The 18432-nt window shown below is 65.5% G+C and carries 16 protein-coding genes and 1 pseudogene; 9 read left to right on the top strand and 8 right to left on the bottom strand.

Going from position 1 to position 18432, the window contains the following annotated elements:
• The first annotated feature begins 38 nt into the window (after positions 1 to 38).
• From DCG74_RS05540 to DCG74_RS05510, 8 genes and pseudogenes are all read left to right on the top strand, one after another.
• Positions 39 to 821: a succinate dehydrogenase iron-sulfur subunit gene (locus tag DCG74_RS05540; protein ID WP_172788004.1), complete on the top strand. Its 783-nt coding sequence runs from the start codon at positions 39 to 41 to the stop codon at positions 819 to 821.
• A gap of 187 nt (positions 822 to 1008) precedes the next feature.
• Entirely contained in the window at positions 1009 to 3156 is a 2148-nt protein-coding gene (locus tag DCG74_RS05535) for a hybrid sensor histidine kinase/response regulator (RefSeq protein WP_172788005.1), read from the top strand.
• Positions 3157 to 3209: 53 nt separating this feature from the next.
• Complete coding sequence (locus tag DCG74_RS05530; protein ID WP_172788006.1) at positions 3210 to 5165, top strand: ABC transporter ATP-binding protein/permease; 1956 nt, start codon at positions 3210 to 3212, stop codon at positions 5163 to 5165.
• Positions 5166 to 5395: 230 nt separating this feature from the next.
• The gene (locus DCG74_RS05525) at positions 5396 to 6220 is read left to right on the top strand and encodes an FkbM family methyltransferase (protein ID WP_172788007.1); all 825 of its coding nucleotides are present in this window, start codon (positions 5396 to 5398) and stop codon (positions 6218 to 6220) included.
• A 25-nt stretch (positions 6221 to 6245) separates the two neighbouring features.
• Positions 6246 to 6632 (top strand): annotated as a pseudogene (locus tag DCG74_RS05520) (VOC family protein).
• 82 nt (positions 6633 to 6714) lie between these two features.
• Positions 6715 to 6957: a hypothetical protein gene (locus tag DCG74_RS05515; RefSeq protein WP_172788008.1), complete on the top strand. Its 243-nt coding sequence runs from the start codon at positions 6715 to 6717 to the stop codon at positions 6955 to 6957.
• 185 nt (positions 6958 to 7142) lie between these two features.
• The gene (locus tag DCG74_RS38825; RefSeq protein WP_306558204.1) at positions 7143 to 7469 is read left to right on the top strand and encodes a hypothetical protein; all 327 of its coding nucleotides are present in this window, start codon (positions 7143 to 7145) and stop codon (positions 7467 to 7469) included.
• A gap of 28 nt (positions 7470 to 7497) precedes the next feature.
• A complete protein-coding gene (locus DCG74_RS05510) occupies positions 7498 to 8433 on the top strand; it encodes an OmpA family protein (protein ID WP_306558281.1) in 936 nt (311 codons plus the stop codon).
• A 50-nt stretch (positions 8434 to 8483) separates the two neighbouring features.
• Here DCG74_RS05510 and DCG74_RS05505 read toward each other — a convergent pair whose 3' ends face one another.
• On the bottom strand, positions 8484 to 9440 hold the full coding sequence (locus DCG74_RS05505) for a homocysteine S-methyltransferase family protein (protein WP_172789497.1): 957 nt from the start codon (positions 9438 to 9440) through the stop codon (positions 8484 to 8486).
• Positions 9441 to 9671: 231 nt separating this feature from the next.
• Here DCG74_RS05505 and DCG74_RS05500 point away from each other — a divergent pair, with 231 nt between their 5' ends.
• Positions 9672 to 10292, top strand: a complete 621-nt coding sequence (locus DCG74_RS05500) for a TetR/AcrR family transcriptional regulator (protein WP_172789498.1) — start codon at positions 9672 to 9674, stop codon at positions 10290 to 10292.
• Positions 10293 to 10385: 93 nt separating this feature from the next.
• Here the strand turns inward: DCG74_RS05500 and DCG74_RS05495 are convergent, their stop codons facing one another.
• The 7 genes from DCG74_RS05495 to DCG74_RS05465 all read right to left on the bottom strand — a co-directional run bounded on the left by DCG74_RS05495 (position 10386) and on the right by DCG74_RS05465 (position 18427).
• On the bottom strand, positions 10386 to 12143 hold the full coding sequence (locus DCG74_RS05495; RefSeq protein WP_172789499.1) for an alkaline phosphatase: 1758 nt from the start codon (positions 12141 to 12143) through the stop codon (positions 10386 to 10388).
• A gap of 275 nt (positions 12144 to 12418) precedes the next feature.
• On the bottom strand, positions 12419 to 13756 hold the full coding sequence (gene argG, locus DCG74_RS05490; protein WP_172789500.1) for an argininosuccinate synthase: 1338 nt from the start codon (positions 13754 to 13756) through the stop codon (positions 12419 to 12421).
• Positions 13757 to 13847: 91 nt separating this feature from the next.
• Positions 13848 to 14624 (bottom strand): phosphatase PAP2 family protein, encoded by a 777-nt coding sequence (locus tag DCG74_RS05485; RefSeq protein ID WP_172789501.1) that lies wholly within the window; start codon positions 14622 to 14624, stop codon positions 13848 to 13850.
• A gap of 169 nt (positions 14625 to 14793) precedes the next feature.
• Positions 14794 to 15282 carry a hypothetical protein gene (locus tag DCG74_RS05480; RefSeq protein WP_172789502.1) on the bottom strand — a complete coding sequence of 163 codons (489 nt, stop codon included), beginning with the start codon at positions 15280 to 15282 and terminating at the stop codon, positions 14794 to 14796.
• A 134-nt stretch (positions 15283 to 15416) separates the two neighbouring features.
• Complete coding sequence (gene rlmN, locus DCG74_RS05475; protein ID WP_172789503.1) at positions 15417 to 16610, bottom strand: 23S rRNA (adenine(2503)-C(2))-methyltransferase RlmN; 1194 nt, start codon at positions 16608 to 16610, stop codon at positions 15417 to 15419.
• A 192-nt stretch (positions 16611 to 16802) separates the two neighbouring features.
• Positions 16803 to 17471: an invasion associated locus B family protein gene (locus DCG74_RS05470; protein ID WP_172789504.1), complete on the bottom strand. Its 669-nt coding sequence runs from the start codon at positions 17469 to 17471 to the stop codon at positions 16803 to 16805.
• A gap of 116 nt (positions 17472 to 17587) precedes the next feature.
• Entirely contained in the window at positions 17588 to 18427 is an 840-nt protein-coding gene (locus tag DCG74_RS05465) for an SDR family oxidoreductase (RefSeq protein WP_172789505.1), read from the bottom strand.
• Positions 18428 to 18432 lie beyond the last annotated feature (5 nt).

Raw genomic sequence — 18432 nt, 5'->3', positions numbered from 1 at the left:
CGCGCGTGTACTGATCGAACAGCGAAGGCCTTAATCGAATGGTTGAATTCGCACTTCCGAAGAACTCCAAGATATCAGGCGGCAAGACCTGGCCGAAGCCTGCGGGCGCGACCGAGCTCCGCGAGTTCAAGGTCTATCGCTGGAATCCGGATGACGGCAAGAATCCGAGCGTCGACACCTATTATGTCGACACCAATGATTGCGGTCCGATGGTGCTGGACGGCCTGATCTGGATCAAGAACCACATCGACCCGTCGTTGACCTTCCGCCGCTCCTGCCGCGAAGGCGTCTGCGGCTCCTGCGCGATGAACATCGACGGCCAGAACACGCTGGCCTGCACCAAGTCGATGCACGACGTGAAGGACGGCGCGGTGAAGATCAACCCGCTGCCGCACCAGCCGGTGGTGAAGGACCTCGTCCCTGACCTCACCAATTTCTACGCGCAGTACGCCTCGGTCGAGCCCTGGCTGAAGACCACCTCGCCGACGCCGCAGAAGGAATGGCGCCAGAGCCACGAGGACCGCGAGAAGCTCGACGGTCTCTACGAGTGCATCCTCTGCGCCTGCTGCTCGACCTCCTGCCCGAGCTATTGGTGGAACAGCGAGCGCTATCTCGGCCCCGCCGCGCTGCTCCAGGCCAACCGCTGGGTGTCGGATTCGCGGGATGAGGCGACTGGCGAGCGGCTCGACAATCTCGAGGATCCGTTCCGGCTCTACCGCTGCCACACCATCATGAACTGCGCCAAGGCCTGCCCGAAGGGCCTCAACCCGGCCGAAGCCATCGCCGAGCTCAAGCTCAAGATGGTCGAACGGCAGATCTGAGGCGAAGTCCCCCCTTTGCGCCCCGGCCAAACCGGCCGGGGTGTCCTGCATTTGCCGTCAATTCGAGCAGAATTTTCTCTGACCCGCTGGGCGCGCAAGTTTCCGGCTCACAACCAGCGGTTCCAGCACAAGCTGCTTCCTTCCTCACGCGGGATTCAGTTAAGCTCCCGTCAGGGACGGAGCGACTGTGCAGAGGGCGCAACGCAACTCGCTGAGGCTGTTGCAGTGGATGATGGCGGCATCCCTGGCGCTGCCGATTGCGCTGTTCGCCGTCGCCGCCGCGATCTCCTACACGTCGACCAAGGATACCGCCGACCGCGAGATCGAGCGGACGGTCGATGTCGCCCATGAGCACGCGCTCAAGGTCTTCGAGACCATCGACCGCAGCCTCGCCGAGCTCAACGAGGTCGTGCGCGGCCTGCCCGACGACGTCATCCGCACCCGGGAGCCGACGCTGCATCGCCGGCTGAAGCGGCTGAGCGATTCGCTGCCGCAGCTCAAATCGGCCTGGATCTTCGATGCGAACGGGAAGGCGCTGGTCAACAGCCTCGTCTCGCCGCCGCCGGACCTGAGCTTTGCCGACCGCGATTACTTCTATGCCCATGTCGACCAGAGCATCGGCACGTTCATCGGCACGGCCCTGACGCCACGGCCGCCCTATCAGGGCGCCCGCTTCTTCGGGGTCAGCCGCCGCCGCGAGTCCGACGACGGCCGCTTCATCGGCGTGATCCAGGCTTCGGTGCTGCCGGAATATTTCGAGAGCTTCTACGCCAGAATCGGGTCCGATCCCGGCAGCTTCCTTGCGATGGGCCGCACCGACGGCGCGATGCTCACGCATTTTCCCCGACTCGACCACGAGCTTCGGCTCGATCCGACCGGACCGGTGGGCCAGAAAATCGCGGCCCAGCCCCAGCACGGCCTCATCACCGTCGCCTGGCCCTCGGACGGGATCGAGCGGCGCATCGCTTACCGGCGCGTCGCCGAATATCCGATCTATGTCAGCGCCGGACTCGAGACCTCGGCGATCCGCGCCCGCTGGCTCGCCACCATCGGCCAGCATCTGGTGTTCGGCATTCCCGCCACCGCGCTGCTGTTCCTGCTGCTGGCGCTCGCTCTGCGGCGCACCCAGCACCTCCAGGCGGAGGCTGCAAAGCGGCGCGAGGCCGAGGAGGCGCTGAAGCACAGCCAGCGCCTGGAAGCGCTCGGCCAGCTCACCGGCGGCGTCGCGCACGACTTCAACAATCTCCTGACGGTGATCCGCGCTTCCGTCGACCTCCTGAACCGCCCGCAGCTGACGGAGGAGCGGCGACAGCGCTACATCACGGCCATCGCCGATTCGGTGGCGCGCGCGGCCAAGCTGACCTCGCAGCTGCTCGCCTTCGCGCGGCGCCAGACCCTCAAGCCGGAGGTGTTCGACGTCGGCGCGCGGGTGCAGTCGCTGCACGACATGCTCGCCACGCTGCTGGGCCCCGCGATCGAGATCGTCATGCAGCTGCCGGCGGAGCCGTGCCTCGTCAATGCCGATGCCAGCCAGTTCGAGACGGCGCTGATCAACATGGCGACCAATGCGCGCGATGCCATGCAGGGCCAGGGACGAATCGTCTTCAAGGTCGAGGCCACGACGGCCGTTCCGGACACGCTGGCATCGACTGGCCCGGGCATGGCAGGCCACGGCTTCGTCCGCGTAACCGTAAGCGACACCGGTGTCGGCATTCCCGCCGCGCGGCTCGGGCGCATCTTCGAGCCGTTCTTCACCACCAAGCAGGTCGGCCACGGCACCGGCCTTGGCCTGTCCCAAGTGTTCGGCTTCGCCAGACAGTCCGGCGGCGAAGTGACTGTCACGAGCGAGGTGGGGCGCGGCAGCACCTTCTCGCTCTATCTACCGCGCGTGCCGCCGGACCTACTGCCGCAGCGCCAGGCGCCCAACACGGCGCCGGCGGTGGCCGGCAGCGGCATGTCGGTCCTGGTGGTCGAGGACAATATCGAGCTGGCGAATTTCGCCGCCGACGGCCTCACCGAGCTCGGCTACAGCATCACTCTGATCGACAACGCGACCGATGCGCTCGCCGAGCTCGTCGTGGACGCCGACCGCTTCGACGTCGTGTTCTCGGACGTGGTGATGCCCGGGATGACCGGGCTCGATCTGGCGCAGGCGATCCGCGACCGCAGCATCGGCGTGCCGGTCGTGCTGACCACCGGCTACAGCCAAGCCCTGTCGCAAGAGGGCGTTGCCGGCTTCGATCTCGTGCAAAAGCCCTATTCGATCGAGGAATTGTCGCGCGTTCTGCATCGGGCAGCCCGGATCAGGCGCGTCAGGGACGGCGCCGCCGAATAGGGGCCCGCGGAACCTCACGGGAACCGGCTGAGTTCCCTTCGCGTTGTCCGCTCATGCACAAACCGGCCGCGACGCGCGAACAGGGCAAGAAGCCGCCCATCATCGATATCCAAGGCGAGAACGGCGACGACGTGACACCGCCGCCGCCCGAGCTGGTCGAACCCGACCCCGAACTGTCACCGGAGGAAGCCGAGCAGGTCCGCAAGGATTATCTGCTGACGCGGTTCTGGATCAGCGCCCGCGGTTTCTGGGGCCGCAACGGCGACCGCCTAGCCTGGCCGTTCTCGATCGGTCTCGTCCTGCTGATCGTGCTGACCGTCGGCTTCCAATACGGCATCAATGTCTGGAATCGTGCAATCTTCGACGCCATCGAGAAGCGCGATGCGGCGAGTGTCTTCCATCTCACCGCAATGTTCTTCCCGCTCGCGATCGGCAGCATCGTGCTCGCAGTCGTGCAGGTGTTCGCGCGCATGGGCATCCAGCGGCGCTGGCGCGCCTGGCTGACCGCGAGCGTGCTGACACGGTGGCTCAAGAACGGGCGCTACTACCAGCTCAACCTCGTCGGCGGCGATCACGGGAATCCGGAATACCGGATCGCGGAGGATCTTCGCATTGCCACCGACGCGCCGGTCGATTTCATTGCCGGCGTCACCTCCGCGCTGCTGTCGGCCGCGACCTTCATCGTCGTGCTCTGGACCATCGGCGGCGCGCTCACCGTCACGCTCGGCGGCTCGTCGGTGACCATTCCCGGCTTCCTCGTGATCGCCGCGATGCTCTACGCCGCGATCGCATCCGGGTCGATCACGGTGATCGGCCGGCGCTTCGTGCAAGTCTCGGAGGATAAGAACCAGGCCGAGGCCGATTTCCGCTACACCCTGACACGCGTACGCGAGAACGGCGAAAGCATCGCACTGCTCGGCGGCGAAGAGGAGGAGCGCGACGGCCTCGATCGCAACTTCACGAACGTGCTGCGGCAATGGGCGCGGCTCGCCGGCCAGCACATGCGCACCACGCTGGTGTCGCAAGGATCGAGCCTCGTTGCGCCGGTCGTGCCGCTTCTGCTCTGCGCGCCAAAATTCCTCGACGGCTCCATGACGCTGGGGCAGGTGATGCAGGCCGCATCCGCCTTCACCATCGTGCAGAGCGCGTTCGGCTGGCTCGTCGACAATTATCCGCGGCTCGCCGACTGGAACGCCTGCGCGCGCCGCATCGCCTCATTGATGATGTCGCTCGACGGCCTCGAGCGCGCCGAGCAGGGCGATGGCCTCGGCCGCATCAAGCGCGGCGAGACCTGCAGCGAGGCCATGCTGGAGCTGAAGGATCTCTCGGTCACGCTCGACGACGGCACCGCGGTGGTCGGCGAGACCGAGGTAGTGATCGAGCCCGGCGAGCGGCTCCTGGTCGCCGGCGAATCCGGCACCGGCAAGAGCACGCTGGTGCGCGCCATCGCCGGCCTATGGCCCTGGGGCGGCGGCAGCGTGAATTTCCATGCCGACCGCCGACTGTTCATGCTGCCGCAGCGGCCCTATGTGCCCTCCGGCTCGTTGCGGCGGGCGGTCGCCTATCCCGGCGCGGCCGACCACTGGACCTTGGACGAAATCGGCGAAGCCCTGCACAAGGTCGGCCTCGATCATCTCAAGGAAAAGATCGAGGAGGAAGGACCATGGGACCAGACCTTGTCGGGCGGCGAGAAGCAGCGCCTCGCCTTTGCGCGGCTGCTGCTGCACAACCCCGATATCGTCGTGCTCGATGAGGCGACCTCCGCGCTCGACGAGAAGAGCCAGGACAAGATGATGAAGATGGTCACCGACGCGTTGCCCAAGGCGACCATCGTCAGCGTCGCGCACCGCGCCGAGCTGGAGGCTTTCCACAGCCGCAAGATCGTGCTGGAGCGGCGCAAGGGCGGCGCCAAGCTCGTCAGCGATATCGACCTGATTCCGCGCAAGGGCAGGCGCCGGCTGCTCGGGCGATTCTTGCGGCAGCGCAAGGCTCCAAGGAAGGCGGCGTGAGGCTCTCTCCGTCGTCCCGGACAAGCGCGCTCCAAGCGCGCAGATCCGGGACCGATACCCACAGGAAGGAAGTTTGACGAAGACTCGGAGTGAGCGTGTCGCATCACACTCCTTCCTGGGGTTATGGGTCCCGGGTTCGCTTCGCGCCCCGGGACGACACCGGTGATCGAGCGTTGGAGTCCCCCGCAAAACCGGCTATGCATGCGCCGCCTGCAACGAGGATCTGCTGCTTGACGTCCGACAATGCCCCTTCGTCCGCGCCGTTCGGCGCGTTCGCGCCCAATGCGGCGCAGGCCGCAATCATCCGCCTCGCTCAACGATCCGGGCTGAAGCGCGGCGCGTTCCGGCCCTGGATGTCGCGGCTGGTCAACCTGCTGCGCAGCGGCCCTGTCGACGTGCAATACCAGGGCGCCTCGTTCCGCCTCCATCACCAGGGCAGCGCGACCGAGCGCGGCGCGCTGTTCAATCCGGACTACAATCTCGACGAGCTCGACTTCCTGCGCCAGCACACCCCCGCGGGCGGCGTGTTCGTCGATGTCGGCGCCAATGTCGGCACGTTCGCACTGGTGATGGCACGGCAGGTCGGGCCATCAGGAAAAGTGGTGGCGATCGAGCCGCATCCGCTGACCTTCGCACGGCTCTCCTTCAACCACGCCGCATCGAAGACGCCGCAGGTTCGCCTGGTCCAGGCCGCCGCGGGCGACAGCGACGGCGAGCTGATGATCGAGAGCGGCGGCGGCAATCTCGGCGCCACCCACGTCGTCACCGGCACGGCCAGTGCCGAGGCGATCAAGGTGCCGTCGCTGCGCTTGATGCGCATTCTGGAGGAGGCCGGCGTCGGGCAGGTCGATTCGCTCAAGATCGACGTCGAGGGCTTCGAGGACCGCGTGCTGATCGGCTTCTTCCGCGACGCGCCACAATCGCTGTGGCCGCGGGCGGTGGTGATCGAGCATCTGTCACAAAACGAATGGCAGCAGGATTGTATTGCCGACATGGTCGGGCGCGGCTTTACGATCGTGCGGAAGACACGAAGCAATACGTTTCTGTCCCGCTGACAGGGACGAACAAGGGAGGTTAGCGATGATCGACCATCTGGGTTTCTCCGTCTCCGACTATGAGCGCGCCAAAGCGTTCTACGTGAAGGCGCTGGCGCCGCTCGGCTACAGCCTGATCATGGAAGTCACGGCCGAGCAGACCGGTCACGCTGCGGCCGCGGGCTTCGGCGCCGAGGGCAAGCCCGATTTCTGAATCGGCGGCGAGGGCGCGATGAACAAGCCCGTGCATGTCGCCATTCGCGCCAAGGACCGCGCCACGGTCGATGCATTCTACAAGACGGCGATGGCGGCCGGCGGCCGCGACAACGGTCCGCCCGGCATCCGTCCGCATTATCACGCGAACTATTACGGCGCCTTCGTGCTCGATCCCGACGGCCACAATATCGAGGCGGTCTGCCACACGCCGGAATAAACCGGGCTTCGAAGCGGGTGGCGCGGAACATCGGCGCTGCGCCGTCGTTGTTGTTCTCTGCACAACGATCCCGATGGTGCCGATGCCGATCGAACCGCCCGAGATTCCGCCCTCGACGCCCGGTACGCCAACTGAGCCACCGCCCGGAATTCCGCCCGGCAATCCGCAGCCCGAAATCACGCCGCCGGTGCGCGAGCCCGGCTCGCCGCCGCGGCCCGACGAATTGCCGGGCCGCATGCCTGAAGAGATTCCATCGCGCGGGCCGCATGGACCGCTCACGCCCAATCCTGCGACGGATGCAATTCCGCCGCGGGATCACGTGTGAAAGGGCCAACGAGTGCAAGGCGATTGCAACCAGCTTCTGAATGCGCAATGAACGTTGCCATAGTGAGATGATTTGCGTGCAGAAATAAATCGAGCCGCGGTTGCATCGCCCGCCACAATGCGGCCTAACGCGTAGCCGTTCATCACGACACTTCGACAAAGAACCTTCCGGGGAAGTTCACCACCATGACCAACCTTCGTTTCGTGCTGCTTGCGACGACGGCTCTGACCGCGATGCAATTGGCCAACACCGCATCGCATGCGCAAGACGCCGCGCCGCTCGTGGTCGCGCAGGCCCAGCCGCAAGACACGGGCCCTGACGGAAAACCGAAGCAGCCGCCGAAGGGACCGCCCGCAGCCGCGCCGCCTGCAGCACCCGCGCGCCCCGCGGCTCCGCCGCCCGCGGCAGCACCGCCCCACCCGATACAGACCGCCGACGGTCGCACCCGCGTTCCGCGCCGCGCCGACGGTCGCAGCGCCCTTGCCGCCGCCGCCGCGTCCGCAACAGCGTGACCTGACGCCGCTCGCGATCGGTGCCGGCGTGGTGGCCGGCGCCGTGATCGGCGCCACCATCGCCGATCTCCATAGCCAGCGACGCGAGGTCGTCGAAGGCGGCCGCACCGTCTACACCGAGCCGGACCGCATCATCATCCGCGATCCGGGCGGGCAGGCCTATGTCCGCGGCAACGATCTCTATCGCTTCCGCTACGGCGCCCGCGACATCCGCACCGACACCGTCGGCGGCGAAACCCGCACCGTCGTGATCCGTCCCGATGGCAGCGAGGTGATCACCGTGGTCGGGCCGGACGGCTCGCTGCTCCGTCGTATCCGCAGGGACCCGCGCGGACGCGAGATCGTGATCATCGACAACACCTACCGCGATCCGCGGGCGGTCGGCGGCTTCTACGTCGACGTGCCGCCGCCGGTGGTCAGCATTCCCTACGATCGCTACATCGTCGACGCCCAGGAGGCGCCGCCGCAGGTGATCTACGAAACGATGCGGGCTCCGCCGGTGCAGCGGATCGATCGGCGCTACTCGCTCGACGAGATCCGCTACAGCCCGAACGTTCGCATGCAGATGCCGAGCATCGACGTCAACACGATCAACTTCGAGACGGGATCGTGGACCATTCCGCCGGACCAGGCGGCGCGGCTTCAAGTGATCGCCGACGGCATCAACCAGGCGCTCCAGGCCAACCCGCAGGAGGTGTTCCTGATCGAGGGCCACACCGATGCGGTCGGCAACGAGGTCGACAATCTGTCGCTGTCGGACCGCCGCGCGCAGGCCGCAGCCGAATTGCTGACGCAGCAGTTCAATGTGCCCGCGGAAAACCTGACGTCGCAGGGCTATGGCGAGCAATACCTGAAGGAGCAGACGCAGGGGCCGAGCCTGATCAACCGGCGCGTCACCGTCCGCCGCATCACGCCGTTGCTCAACGGCGGCCAGGCCAATGCGGCGCCTCCGCCGCGCCAGTAGGACCTTCGCAAAAAGAAAATGGCCGGGAGCAATCCCGGCCATTTTTCTTATCACGCCGTCATGGCTTCCGACGGCAGACATGCCTCACAAACCGCGGCAACATGCCGGTGATCAGTGCCGCAACAGCCGCCGAGAATGCGCATGCCGGGGAATGCGCGCCTGAGCAAATGGTAGCGGCGGCCGAGATCTGCGGGATCACCACTGTCTAACGCCTCCGATTCATCGAGCTCGGCGTGGCTCTTGACCGATGCATTGGCTCTGATGCCGTGGATTCGCTGAACCCAAGCCTCGCCTGTAGCGAGTGCACTCTCGAAGTGCGTTGGGTGCGCGCAATTGATCAGGAAGTATTCGCAAGCCCGCTCCGTTGCGTCGTCGACCGCCTCGATCGCCTCGCGCAGCGACTCTCCCCGGACGAGGCGGCCATCGGTTTCGACCGTGAAAGAGATCGCGACCGGAATGTCCTGTCTCTGGGCTGCACGGACCACGCCCACGGCTTCGTTGATGCTGTTCAGCGTGAATGCAGTCGCCATGTCGGCGCCGGCCTCGGCAAAGGCCGCGATCTGGCCCAAGTGGTAGGCTTCCGCCTCCGCCGCGTCCATGTTGCCGGCCTTGTAGCCGTCGCCTCGCGGACCGATCGCGCCGTTGATGACGCAAGGCGTGCCGGGGGCCTCCCAAGCACCGCGCAATTCGTCGAGGAAGCGAATGGCGCGCATGTTGATGGCCTCGAGCCTGGCCGCATCATAGCCGAGCTTGGCGCCCCAATCAGGGTTGGCGCGCCAAGTCGGACTGTCGAGCACGAAGCCGAGCCCATGCTGCCGCGCGATACGCAGATAGGCTTCGTAGTACTGCCTCAAGTGCGCGCGGCCATCCGCGCTGTCGAGCAGCACGAATGCCGCAAAGTGGGGCAGCTCCAGCCCGTGGTGAAAGATAAGGGTTGTTTCCATGCCGCCGTCGGTCAGGAAAATGCCGCCGCCGCGCTGCGGCAGACCATGCCTGTATCTGGCCATTGATCGCTCCATCATTTGGACGGGCCCGCTCTCTTCATTCGGTCGCGCCATGCCCGTGTTCGGTCGCGGCATTTGGTGCCGCATAATGTCGCGTCGCTCTAGAAGCCCCGTGGTGCGGCTGAACTTCCACCGGCAAGCGTAGACAAATCAAAGATTTGCACGAGTCACTCGGAGAGGTGCTTGGTCCCAAGGGCCAATTTCCGCACCGTCGGTACAGTTCTGGAGACATCGATGGGAAAGGGCGAAGCGACGCGCGAGCGCATTCTCGAAATCGCGGAAGCGGCGGTGCTCGCAAAGGGCTTCGGCGCCACCTCGATCGAGGAGGTCATTGCCGAGGCCGGACTGACCAAGAGCGGCTTCTTCTATCACTTCAAGGACAAGAACGCGCTCGCACGGGAGATGCTGCGCCGCTACGTGGATACGAATGATCGCCTGTTCGACGAGATCTTCAGGCGCGGACGTGAGCTCTCCGACGACCCGCTGCAGTCGTTCCTGATCTCGCTGAAACTGCTCGCCGAAGTCATGGCCGATCTGCCGAACGGCCATCCCGGCTGCCTGATCGCCAGCATCTGCTATCAGGAGCGCTTGTTCGACCGCGATGTTCGCAATCTGACCGCGCAATCGGTCCGGAGCTGGAATGCGCACTTCCGCGAAATTCTCGACGGGATCGCCGCCGTCTATCCGCCCCACGAGCCGATGGACCTCGACGATCTCGCGGAGATGATCTCGTGCGTGGTCGACGGCGCAATCATCATGTCGAAGACGCTCAACGACCCGAAGCGGCTGGAGCGACAGATCCTGCTCTTCCGCAGCTTTGTGAAGCTGGTCTTCACGCCGACTCACTCGTCGTAAATTCATAGGGCGTGAGCGAACCAGGGCGGCCGCCCTGCCGCGTTCGCGTGCGGCAGGCATGTAGTTGTGCCCAGATTGGCAGTCGACCCGTCATCATTGTCGCGCAGCCAATCCCAGCGCATCGGCCATGACACGGAACACGTCGGTATTGTCCATCGAGCCGTGCACGCGCTCGCTGCCCGGTCCGGTCGCGGTCAGGATGACGTCCTCGCCCGAATGCACGCTGGCGCCGACCAGCGCCGACAGATTGCCGGGGCGCAGCACCGCGCCCGGGACCTCCTTGTATTTGTCGTTGGCCTTGTAGGTGCCGTCGTCGCCGGCCTTGACGGTCGGCTCGTTGGGATTGTCGAGCTTCGGACGGAACGTCTCGTAGTGGTCGGGCAGGCTCGCCGAGAAGATGGCAAGCCGCCGGCTCACGTCGACGCGTGACGGATAACCTTCCGCATCCGGCGCGGGATAGTTGGGAAATCCGGCCTGATCGTAGACTCCGACGCGCTCGCGCAAGGGCACGTTGGGCGTCGTGCCCATGTCGTCATTCACCGTGCCGACGAGGCTGTTGGGATGATTGTGATCGGCCAGCACCAGGATGAGGGTGTCGTCGCCGCGTGCGCGCGCCCATTCGCGCGTCTGACGCACGGCGTTGTCGAGCATGATCGTGTCGTAGACGGCGCGCTCCATGTCGAGCAAATGCGCGTATTTGTCGATCATTCCGGATTCGACCATCAGGAAGAAGCCGCTCTCGTTCTTCGCGAGGATCTTCAGCGCCGCCTGCACCTGCTCGGTCAGATCGGGCTGCTCGGGGAATTTCCTGACGCCGCCGCCCTTCAGGAATTTGCGGTCGAGCACACCGTCCATGTTGCCGGTGGCGAACAGGCCGAGCAGCCGGCTCGTCTCCTGTTTTGCGGCAGCGGCGCTGAGCTCGCCCGCGGTGGTCGCCACCTGATATCCGGCATCGCGAAACTTCGCGATGTAGTCGGTCTCGTCCTTGCGCTTGGAGCCGGTAGCCGACTTCGGCAGAAAATTCGCGCTGCCGCCGCCCATCATCACATCCGGCTTCGCCGCGAAGAACTGCTCGACGATGTCGTCATAGGCGGCGCGCCGACGGGTGTGCGCGACCATCGCCGCCGGCGTCGCGTCTTCGATCTCGGTATTGGTGACGATACCGATCGCCATGCCGAGCTGCCTTTTGGCAAGGCTCGTGATGGTTTCGACCTTGGGATCGTCGAGCGGGCTTGCGGTGCGGTCGGCATAGACGCCGAGAGCATTGACGGCGCTCTTGTGCCCGGTCGCATAGGCGCTCGCCGAGTTGGCGGAATCCGTGATGATCGAGTCCGAGCCGGCGGTTGCCACCAGCGCCATATGCGGCATGTCGTCGATGGCGAGCTTGCCGCGGCTCTTGCCTTCCGAAATCCCCTTGGACAGGATTCGCGCGGCGACCCGATGCGCCGGCGACATGCCGTCGCCGATGAACAGGATGACGTTCTTCGCCTTGCGCGCGCCGGTGTCGTAGACCGTCCATGTGACGCTGCGCTGGCGCGTGCCGTCGTTCACGTCGACCACGATGCTGCCGGGCTTGGTCAGCGTGACGTCGCGCAGGATCAGGGCCGACTGCTCCTTGCCGTCCTCGCGCTCGATGAAGCTCCCGGAACGGCCGAACGCGGCCGCATAATCCGCGCCGTTCACCGTCACCTTCAACTTGGCGGGATCGACCAGACCGGGAAGTTCGACCTTGAAGTCGAATTTGGCTCCAGCGAGGATCTCGGCACGATCGATCGGATAGATCGTCTGCGCCTGCAGCGACGATGTCCAGCAAAGGACGATGAGAGAGGCGAGTGCCGATCTCGTGACCATGTTTGATGCTCCGCAATTCCGTTCCGATGGACACAGGAAGCTAGCGATCGAGCATGACACCGTCATTAAGCCCGTAGCCCGGATCGATCGAAGCGCAATCCGGGAATCTCATCGGCTTGGCAGCGGCCCCGGATTTCGCTTCGCTCGATCCGGGCTACGGGGCGTCAGTAATCGTAGGGTGGCAAAGGCGCGAGAGCGCCGTGCCCACCACTATCTCGGTCGCGGAAAGATGGTGGGCACGCTTTCGCTTTGCCCAGCCTACGACAGCGAGAGCGTCAGCCCTTGTCGCTCTCGAGCCGGAATATCTGCGAGCCTTCAGTGCCCGACAACAGGCCGGTCTTCGAATAGAGACCGAGCTTGGTGCGGGTGTCGGCGATGTCGAGGTTGCGCATGGTGAGCTGGCCGATGCGGTCGGCCGGCGTGAAGGCGGCGTCCTCGACCTTCTCCATGCTGAGCCGCTCCGGCGCATAGGTGAGGTTGGGGCTCTCGGTGTTGAGGATCGAATAATCGTTGCCGCGGCGCAGCTCCAGCGTCACCTCGCCGGTGACGGCGCGGGCGACCCAGCGCTGCGCGGTTTCGCGCAGCATCAGGGCCTGCGAATCGAACCAGCGGCCCTGATAGAGCAGGCGCCCCAGGCGCATGCCGCTGATGCGGTACTGCTCGATCGTGTCCTCGTTGTGGATGCCGGTGACGAGGCGCTCATAGGCGATGTGCAGCAGCGCCATGCCGGGCGCCTCATAGATGCCGCGGCTCTTGGCCTCGATGATGCGGTTCTCGATCTGGTCGCTCATGCCGAGGCCGTGACGGCCGCCGATCGCGTTGGCTTCGAGGAACAGCGCGACCGGATCGGAGAAGGTCTGGCCATTCAGCGCGGTCGGCTGACCTTCCTCGAAGCGCACCACGACCTTCTCGGCCTTGACGGCGCAATCGTCGCGCCAGAACGGCACGCCCATGATCGGGTTGACGATCTTGATGCCACTGTCGAGGCTTTCGAGATCCTTGGCCTCGTGCGTGGCGCCGAGCAGATTGCTGTCGGTCGAATACGCCTTCTCGGCGCTCATCTTGTAGGCGAAGCCCTGCGCGGTCATGAATGCCGACATCTCCGCGCGGCCGCCGAGCTCGTCGATGAACTGTTGGTCGAGCCAGGGCTTGTAGATCTTCAGGCCGGGATTGGTGAGCAGGCCGTAGCGGTAGAAGCGCTCGATGTCGTTGCCCTTGAAGGTCGAGCCGTCACCCCAGATGTTGACGCCATCCTCCTTCATGGCCGCAACCAGCATCGTGCCCGTCACGGCGCGGCCGAGCGGCGTGGTGTTGAAATAGGTGATGCCGCCGGTCGAGATATGGAAGGCGCCGGACTGGATCGCGGCGATGCCCTCGTGGACGAGCTGCGTGCGGCAATCGACCAGGCGCGCGTTCTCGGCGCCGAACTCCATCGCCTTGCGCGGGATCTCGTTGTAGTCGGCTTCATCCGGCTGGCCGAGATTGGCGGTGTAGGCGTAGCAGCGCGCGCCCTTCTGCTTCATCCAGAGCAGCGCCGCTGAGGTGTCGAGGCCGCCCGAAAAAGCGATGCCGACTTTCTCACCCTTGGGCAGGCTTTTCAGGATCGTGGTCATGGGGCTTCCAATCGGGTCTCAAGCTGATGTGACGGATGGGTTTGACCGCGCGAATATCAAATTTCGCGGGGCTCGGCACCCCTTTAATGGCTCAAACCGAGGGTTCGGGGCCGGTCTTGCGGCCGAACAGGCGCTGGCGGAGCCGGTAGGCGGGCATGTTCAGCCGGGTCAGGGCGGCATCCACCGCCTCGTCCGAGAACCGCGTCCGCGGCCAGCGGTAAATCAGCGCGTAGGCGAACCAGATCACGACGAAGGTGACGAGGCCGGCGATCGAGACATCGGTAAAGAAGTGCCCGCCGAAGGCCATGCGCAGGGTGCTGGTGACGGCACCGAACACCACGGCGGCGGCATAGGCGAGCGGCCGCCACGCCGGCGGCGCCAGCGCGGCCGGCGCCAGCGTCCAGAATGCCGTTGCCCCTTCGCCGGAGAAGAACGAGCAATTGCGCCCGCAGCCGCCGCGCGGATCCCACCACGGCACGAATTGCTGGTCGCCCGCGAACTCGGTCACCACCACCGGGCGCGGGCGGCCCCAATAAGTCTTGAACGTCAGGTTGGTCAAAATGCCGGCCGACATGATCAGCGTGACCAGCAGGAAAATGATCGTGCGCCCGGGCACCATCAGCGGCCGGTCGGGCCGGACCATCTTGACCACGAGCGCGACGATCGAGGGAAGGGCGAACGCCCAGGCGATCCACATCGCCGCATCGCGCGCAAAGCCGGCCCACTCGTTCAGCTTGAGCGGAAAAGTCCTGGTCTCGGGGTCGAAGAACAGCGAAGCGAGCTTGAGGTCGAGCTCGGGATAGAGGCCGAAGGCGACGCCGATGACGAGCCACAGCGCCAGGGCAATGAAGAGTCCAGTCCGGTTCATGGCGCGCGGTTTAGCGGAGTGGGAAGGGGATGGAAACCCCGGAATCCGTCATTGCGAGCGACTTGTCCGCCGTAGCTCGAAGAGCGAAGGCGGAAGCGAAGCAATCCAGAATCTTTCCGCAGAGGACCCTGGATTGCTTCGTCGCTTCGCTCCTCGCAATGACGGCGTCTCAATCCGGCCGCGAATTCGACGGCATCGGCGGAGGCGGCTTGCGCGCGGGTGGCGGCTCGCGCCAGGCACCGGCGTTGCGGCCGGCGATCAACCAGTAGACCACGCCGGCAACGATGCCGGCACCCGTCATGATTTCCAGGTGACGCCGCACGATGCCCTCGAACTGCAGCGTGTCGGCGTGGAAGGGAACAAGACCGAGATAGCAGGCGAGCCCGACGAGGCCCCCGCCGACGGCATAGGCGATCGCACTGCGGATGTAGAGCGCTTCGGTGATCGCGACGATTACCGCCGCCGGCACCAGTGCGAAGCCCGAGACGAAGATGAAGCCGAAGCCGAGCAGGATGTCGATCGTGCCCTGATCGACCGGACCGGCGCCGAGATCGGCGAATTCCGGAAACAGCAGCGCGACGACGACGATCATGCCGCCGACGAAGCAGGCGGCGAGAAAGCCGATGAAGATGACGACGAGGCGGCCGATCAGGGACATGACGAAAATGCCAACTCAGTCGTCATTGCGAGGAGCGCAGCGACGAAGCAATCCAGACTGCCGCCGCGGAGATATTCTGGGTTGCTTCGCTGCGCTCGCAATGACAGGAATGCGAGAACGACGGCATGAACAACTCAATCCGTCATCGCCATGGCGCGCAGCGCCTGGCGTTCGCGCGCGGATAGCTTTTCGGTCTCCGACTTGAGCTGGCCGCAGGCGGCGAGAATGTCGCGGCCGCGCGGGGTGCGCACCGGCGAGGAATAGCCGGCGTCGAAGATGTATTCGGAGAACCTTTCGATCTGGTCCCAGTCCGAGCATTCATATGCAGTGCCGGGCCACGGATTGAACGGGATCAGATTGATCTTGGCCGGAATGCCCTTGAGCAGCTTCACCAGCAGCTTGGCATCGTCGAGCGAATCGTTGACGCCCTTGAGCATGACATATTCGAAGGTGATGCGGCGCGCGTTGGAGGCGCCGGGATAGTCGCGGCAGGCCTGCAGCAGCTCCTTGATCGGATATTTGCGGTTGAGCGGCACCAGCTCGTTGCGCAGCTCGTCGCGCACCGCGTGCAGCGAGATCGCGAGCATGACGCCGATCTCCTCGCCGGCGCGCACGATGTTCGGCACCACGCCCGAGGTCGACAGCGTGATGCGGCGGCGGGAGATGCCGATGCCTTCGTTGTCGCCGACGATCAAGAGCGCATCGCGCACCGCGTCGAAATTGTAGAGCGGCTCGCCCATGCCCATCATCACGATGTTGGTGACGCGGCGGGTGCCATCCTCGCGATCGGCCCAGTCGTTGAGGCGATCGCGCGCGACCATCACCTGGCCTACGATCTCGCCGGCGGTGAGGTTGCGCACCAGGCGCTGGGTGCCGGTGTGGCAGAAGGCGCAGTTCAGCGTGCACCCCACCTGCGAGGAGACGCACAGCGTGCCGCGGTCGGTCTCGGGGATGTAGACGCATTCGACTTCGTGCGCCTTTTGAACATTGTCGCCGCTCGGCAGACGCAGCAGCCATTTGCGGGTGCCGTCGTTGGAGATCTGCTCGGCCACCACCTCGGGCCGGTCCACGGTGAAATGCTGGGCGAGATCGGCGCGGATGCCCTTCGAGATCGAGGTCATGTCATCGAAGCTCTGGGCGCCGCGGAAATAGATCCAGTGCCACAGCTGCTGCACGCGCATCTTGCGCTGGGCCGGTGCGACGCCGATCTCGCCGAGGCGATCGGCAAGCTCGGCGCGCGACAGGCCGATCAGCGACGGTTTTGCCGGCGGCACATAGGTTTCGAGCGGAGTCTTCTCCACCAGGATGGCGTTGTGCGGCTCGGTCATCGGTTGCCTGAGATTGCTGCTGTCTCGTCATGCCCGGGCTTGTCCCGGGCATCCACGTTCTCCCCGCCGGAACCAGCGCGTGGATGGCCGGGACAAGCCCGGCCATGACGGCAGCGCCTTTGGGATACCCCTATATAGCAACCGGAACCGCCGATTGCGACCTTATCGCCAGCAGACTTAACGCCCGCAGTCTTAACGCCTGCAGTCCTGCGCGATCTTGTCGAGCGCCTGGGCGAGGCCTTTCAGCGAAAACGTGTCGGTCGTCTCGGTGCCCTTGGCCGAGACGCCCTTGACGACGAGATCGGCGGATTTGCGCATGGCTTCGACCATCCGCTCCTCCTCGGCCGCGTTCTTGATCCAGAGCCCGTCGCCCTGCGTGTACATGGCGAAGGAGGCGCCGCCGACCTCGACGGTCGATTCCGAGCCGGGCTTCAGCGCATAGCCGATCATGACCGAGACTTCGTTGTTGACCTTCTCGGCCGGCCGGGTCGAGACGAAGGCATAGGCGGGATCGCGCGGCCGGTTCGGCGGGTTGGTTTTCGACGACGACGGCTTGGCCAGCGCGAAGCAGACCTTCTTGCCGTTCGGCGTCGCCGAATAGGCGCCCCAGGTGCCGAACTGCCCGATCAGGGTCGGCTCCGCGCCCCCCGCAACTGCCGCAGCCGGGGCCGCCGGCTTGCTCTCGGGCTTCGGGGTCGCCTTTGCGTTGGTGTTGGCCGGCGGCGCCGCCGGCTTGGGTGTAGCCTCTTTTGGAGCAGAACCGGACTTGGGCGCCGGTTGCGCCGTCTGCGCCCGCGCAGAAACGGCGATTCCCCCGGCCGCCACGCCAGTCGTCAAAGCTAAAATCAGCACCCGCCACATGCCGCAGTGGTTCCCTCAATATTGTGACTGGAAGATGGCCCGAGCGCGCGTTGTCCCCGGCCAGGGATAGCCGGGAAAGTCCAATTTGGGAAGGCAGTTAGCGGTATCGGCGGCGGTTACGCCTTGGATCTGGCGGCGCGTTGAGCGGCCCATTGCGCCTCGGTCCAGCCGAGCAGATCCTCGGCACCGGAACTGCGCAAATGCGCGCCGCCGTCGATCACCACCATCTCGCCATTGATGTAGGCGGCGCGGTCCGAGACCAGGAAGCTGGCGAGATCGGCCAGCTCGCTGTGCTCGCCGGTGCGCCCAAGCGGGTTGCGCGAGGACCAGCCCTCGTCGCGGCCTTCGGGACGGAGCTGCCCGGTGGCCCCTGCGGTCGGAAACGGGCCCGGCGCGATCGCGACGGTGCGGATGCGCTTCGGGCCCCATTCCACCGCAAGGCTCCTGGTCATCGCCAGCAGCGCCGACTTCGCCATTGCCGAGGGAACCGTGAAGGCGCGGCCGGTGATGGTGGAGGTGGACAGGATCGACAGCACGACGCCGGCATGCTTGGCCTCGATCCAGCGCCGGCCGGCGGCGAGCGTGCAATACATCGCGCCGTGCAGCGTCGGCGCCAGGATCGCATCCGCGGCGCGGAAGGAGAGATGCTCGCTTTGTGCGATGAAGGTGGCAGCGGCATTGTTGACGAGAATGTCGAGCGGCGCCTCGCGCCAGATCGCATCCATCATGTTGTCGACGGCCGCACCGTCGCGGATATCGCAGGCGATCGCGGTGACCCTGCCGCCGGTCTCTTCGCGCATCTCGCGCGCCGTTGCCTCGAGGCGATCGAGCTTGCGGCCGCAGATCACGAGCTCGGCGCCGAGCGCGAGGAAGCGGCGGCCCATCGCGGCGCCCAGGCCCGAGCCGCCGCCGGTGATGAGGATGCGCTTGGTCTCGAGCAGGCTTGTTTCAAACATCGTTT

The sequence above is a fragment of the Bradyrhizobium sp. WBAH42 genome, assembly GCF_024585265.1.
Lineage (GTDB): Bacteria > Pseudomonadota > Alphaproteobacteria > Rhizobiales > Xanthobacteraceae > Bradyrhizobium.
Note: the sequence above shows the minus strand (reverse complement) of the source record. Positions and strands in the feature narration are given on the sequence as shown.

Bases quoted from the DNA above. Each gene is read 5' to 3' on its own strand.
- DCG74_RS05540 (WP_172788004.1), top strand. From the start codon at position 39: ATGGTTGAATTCGCACTTCCGAAGAACTCCAAGATATCAGGCGGCAAG.
- DCG74_RS05530 (WP_172788006.1), top strand. From the start codon at position 3,210: ATGCACAAACCGGCCGCGACGCGCGAACAGGGCAAGAAGCCGCCCATC.
- DCG74_RS05515 (WP_172788008.1), top strand. From the start codon at position 6,715: ATGCCGATCGAACCGCCCGAGATTCCGCCCTCGACGCCCGGTACGCCA.
- DCG74_RS38825 (WP_306558204.1), top strand. From the start codon at position 7,143: ATGACCAACCTTCGTTTCGTGCTGCTTGCGACGACGGCTCTGACCGCG.
- DCG74_RS05505 (WP_172789497.1), bottom strand. From the start codon at position 9,440: ATGGCCAGATACAGGCATGGTCTGCCGCAGCGCGGCGGCGGCATTTTC.
- DCG74_RS05500 (WP_172789498.1), top strand. From the start codon at position 9,672: ATGGGAAAGGGCGAAGCGACGCGCGAGCGCATTCTCGAAATCGCGGAA.
- DCG74_RS05495 (WP_172789499.1), bottom strand. From the start codon at position 12,143: ATGGTCACGAGATCGGCACTCGCCTCTCTCATCGTCCTTTGCTGGACA.
- argG (WP_172789500.1), bottom strand. From the start codon at position 13,756: ATGACCACGATCCTGAAAAGCCTGCCCAAGGGTGAGAAAGTCGGCATC.
- DCG74_RS05485 (WP_172789501.1), bottom strand. From the start codon at position 14,624: ATGAACCGGACTGGACTCTTCATTGCCCTGGCGCTGTGGCTCGTCATC.
- DCG74_RS05480 (WP_172789502.1), bottom strand. From the start codon at position 15,282: ATGTCCCTGATCGGCCGCCTCGTCGTCATCTTCATCGGCTTTCTCGCC.
- rlmN (WP_172789503.1), bottom strand. From the start codon at position 16,610: ATGACCGAGCCGCACAACGCCATCCTGGTGGAGAAGACTCCGCTCGAA.
- DCG74_RS05470 (WP_172789504.1), bottom strand. From the start codon at position 17,471: ATGTGGCGGGTGCTGATTTTAGCTTTGACGACTGGCGTGGCGGCCGGG.
- DCG74_RS05465 (WP_172789505.1), bottom strand. From the start codon at position 18,427: ATGTTTGAAACAAGCCTGCTCGAGACCAAGCGCATCCTCATCACCGGC.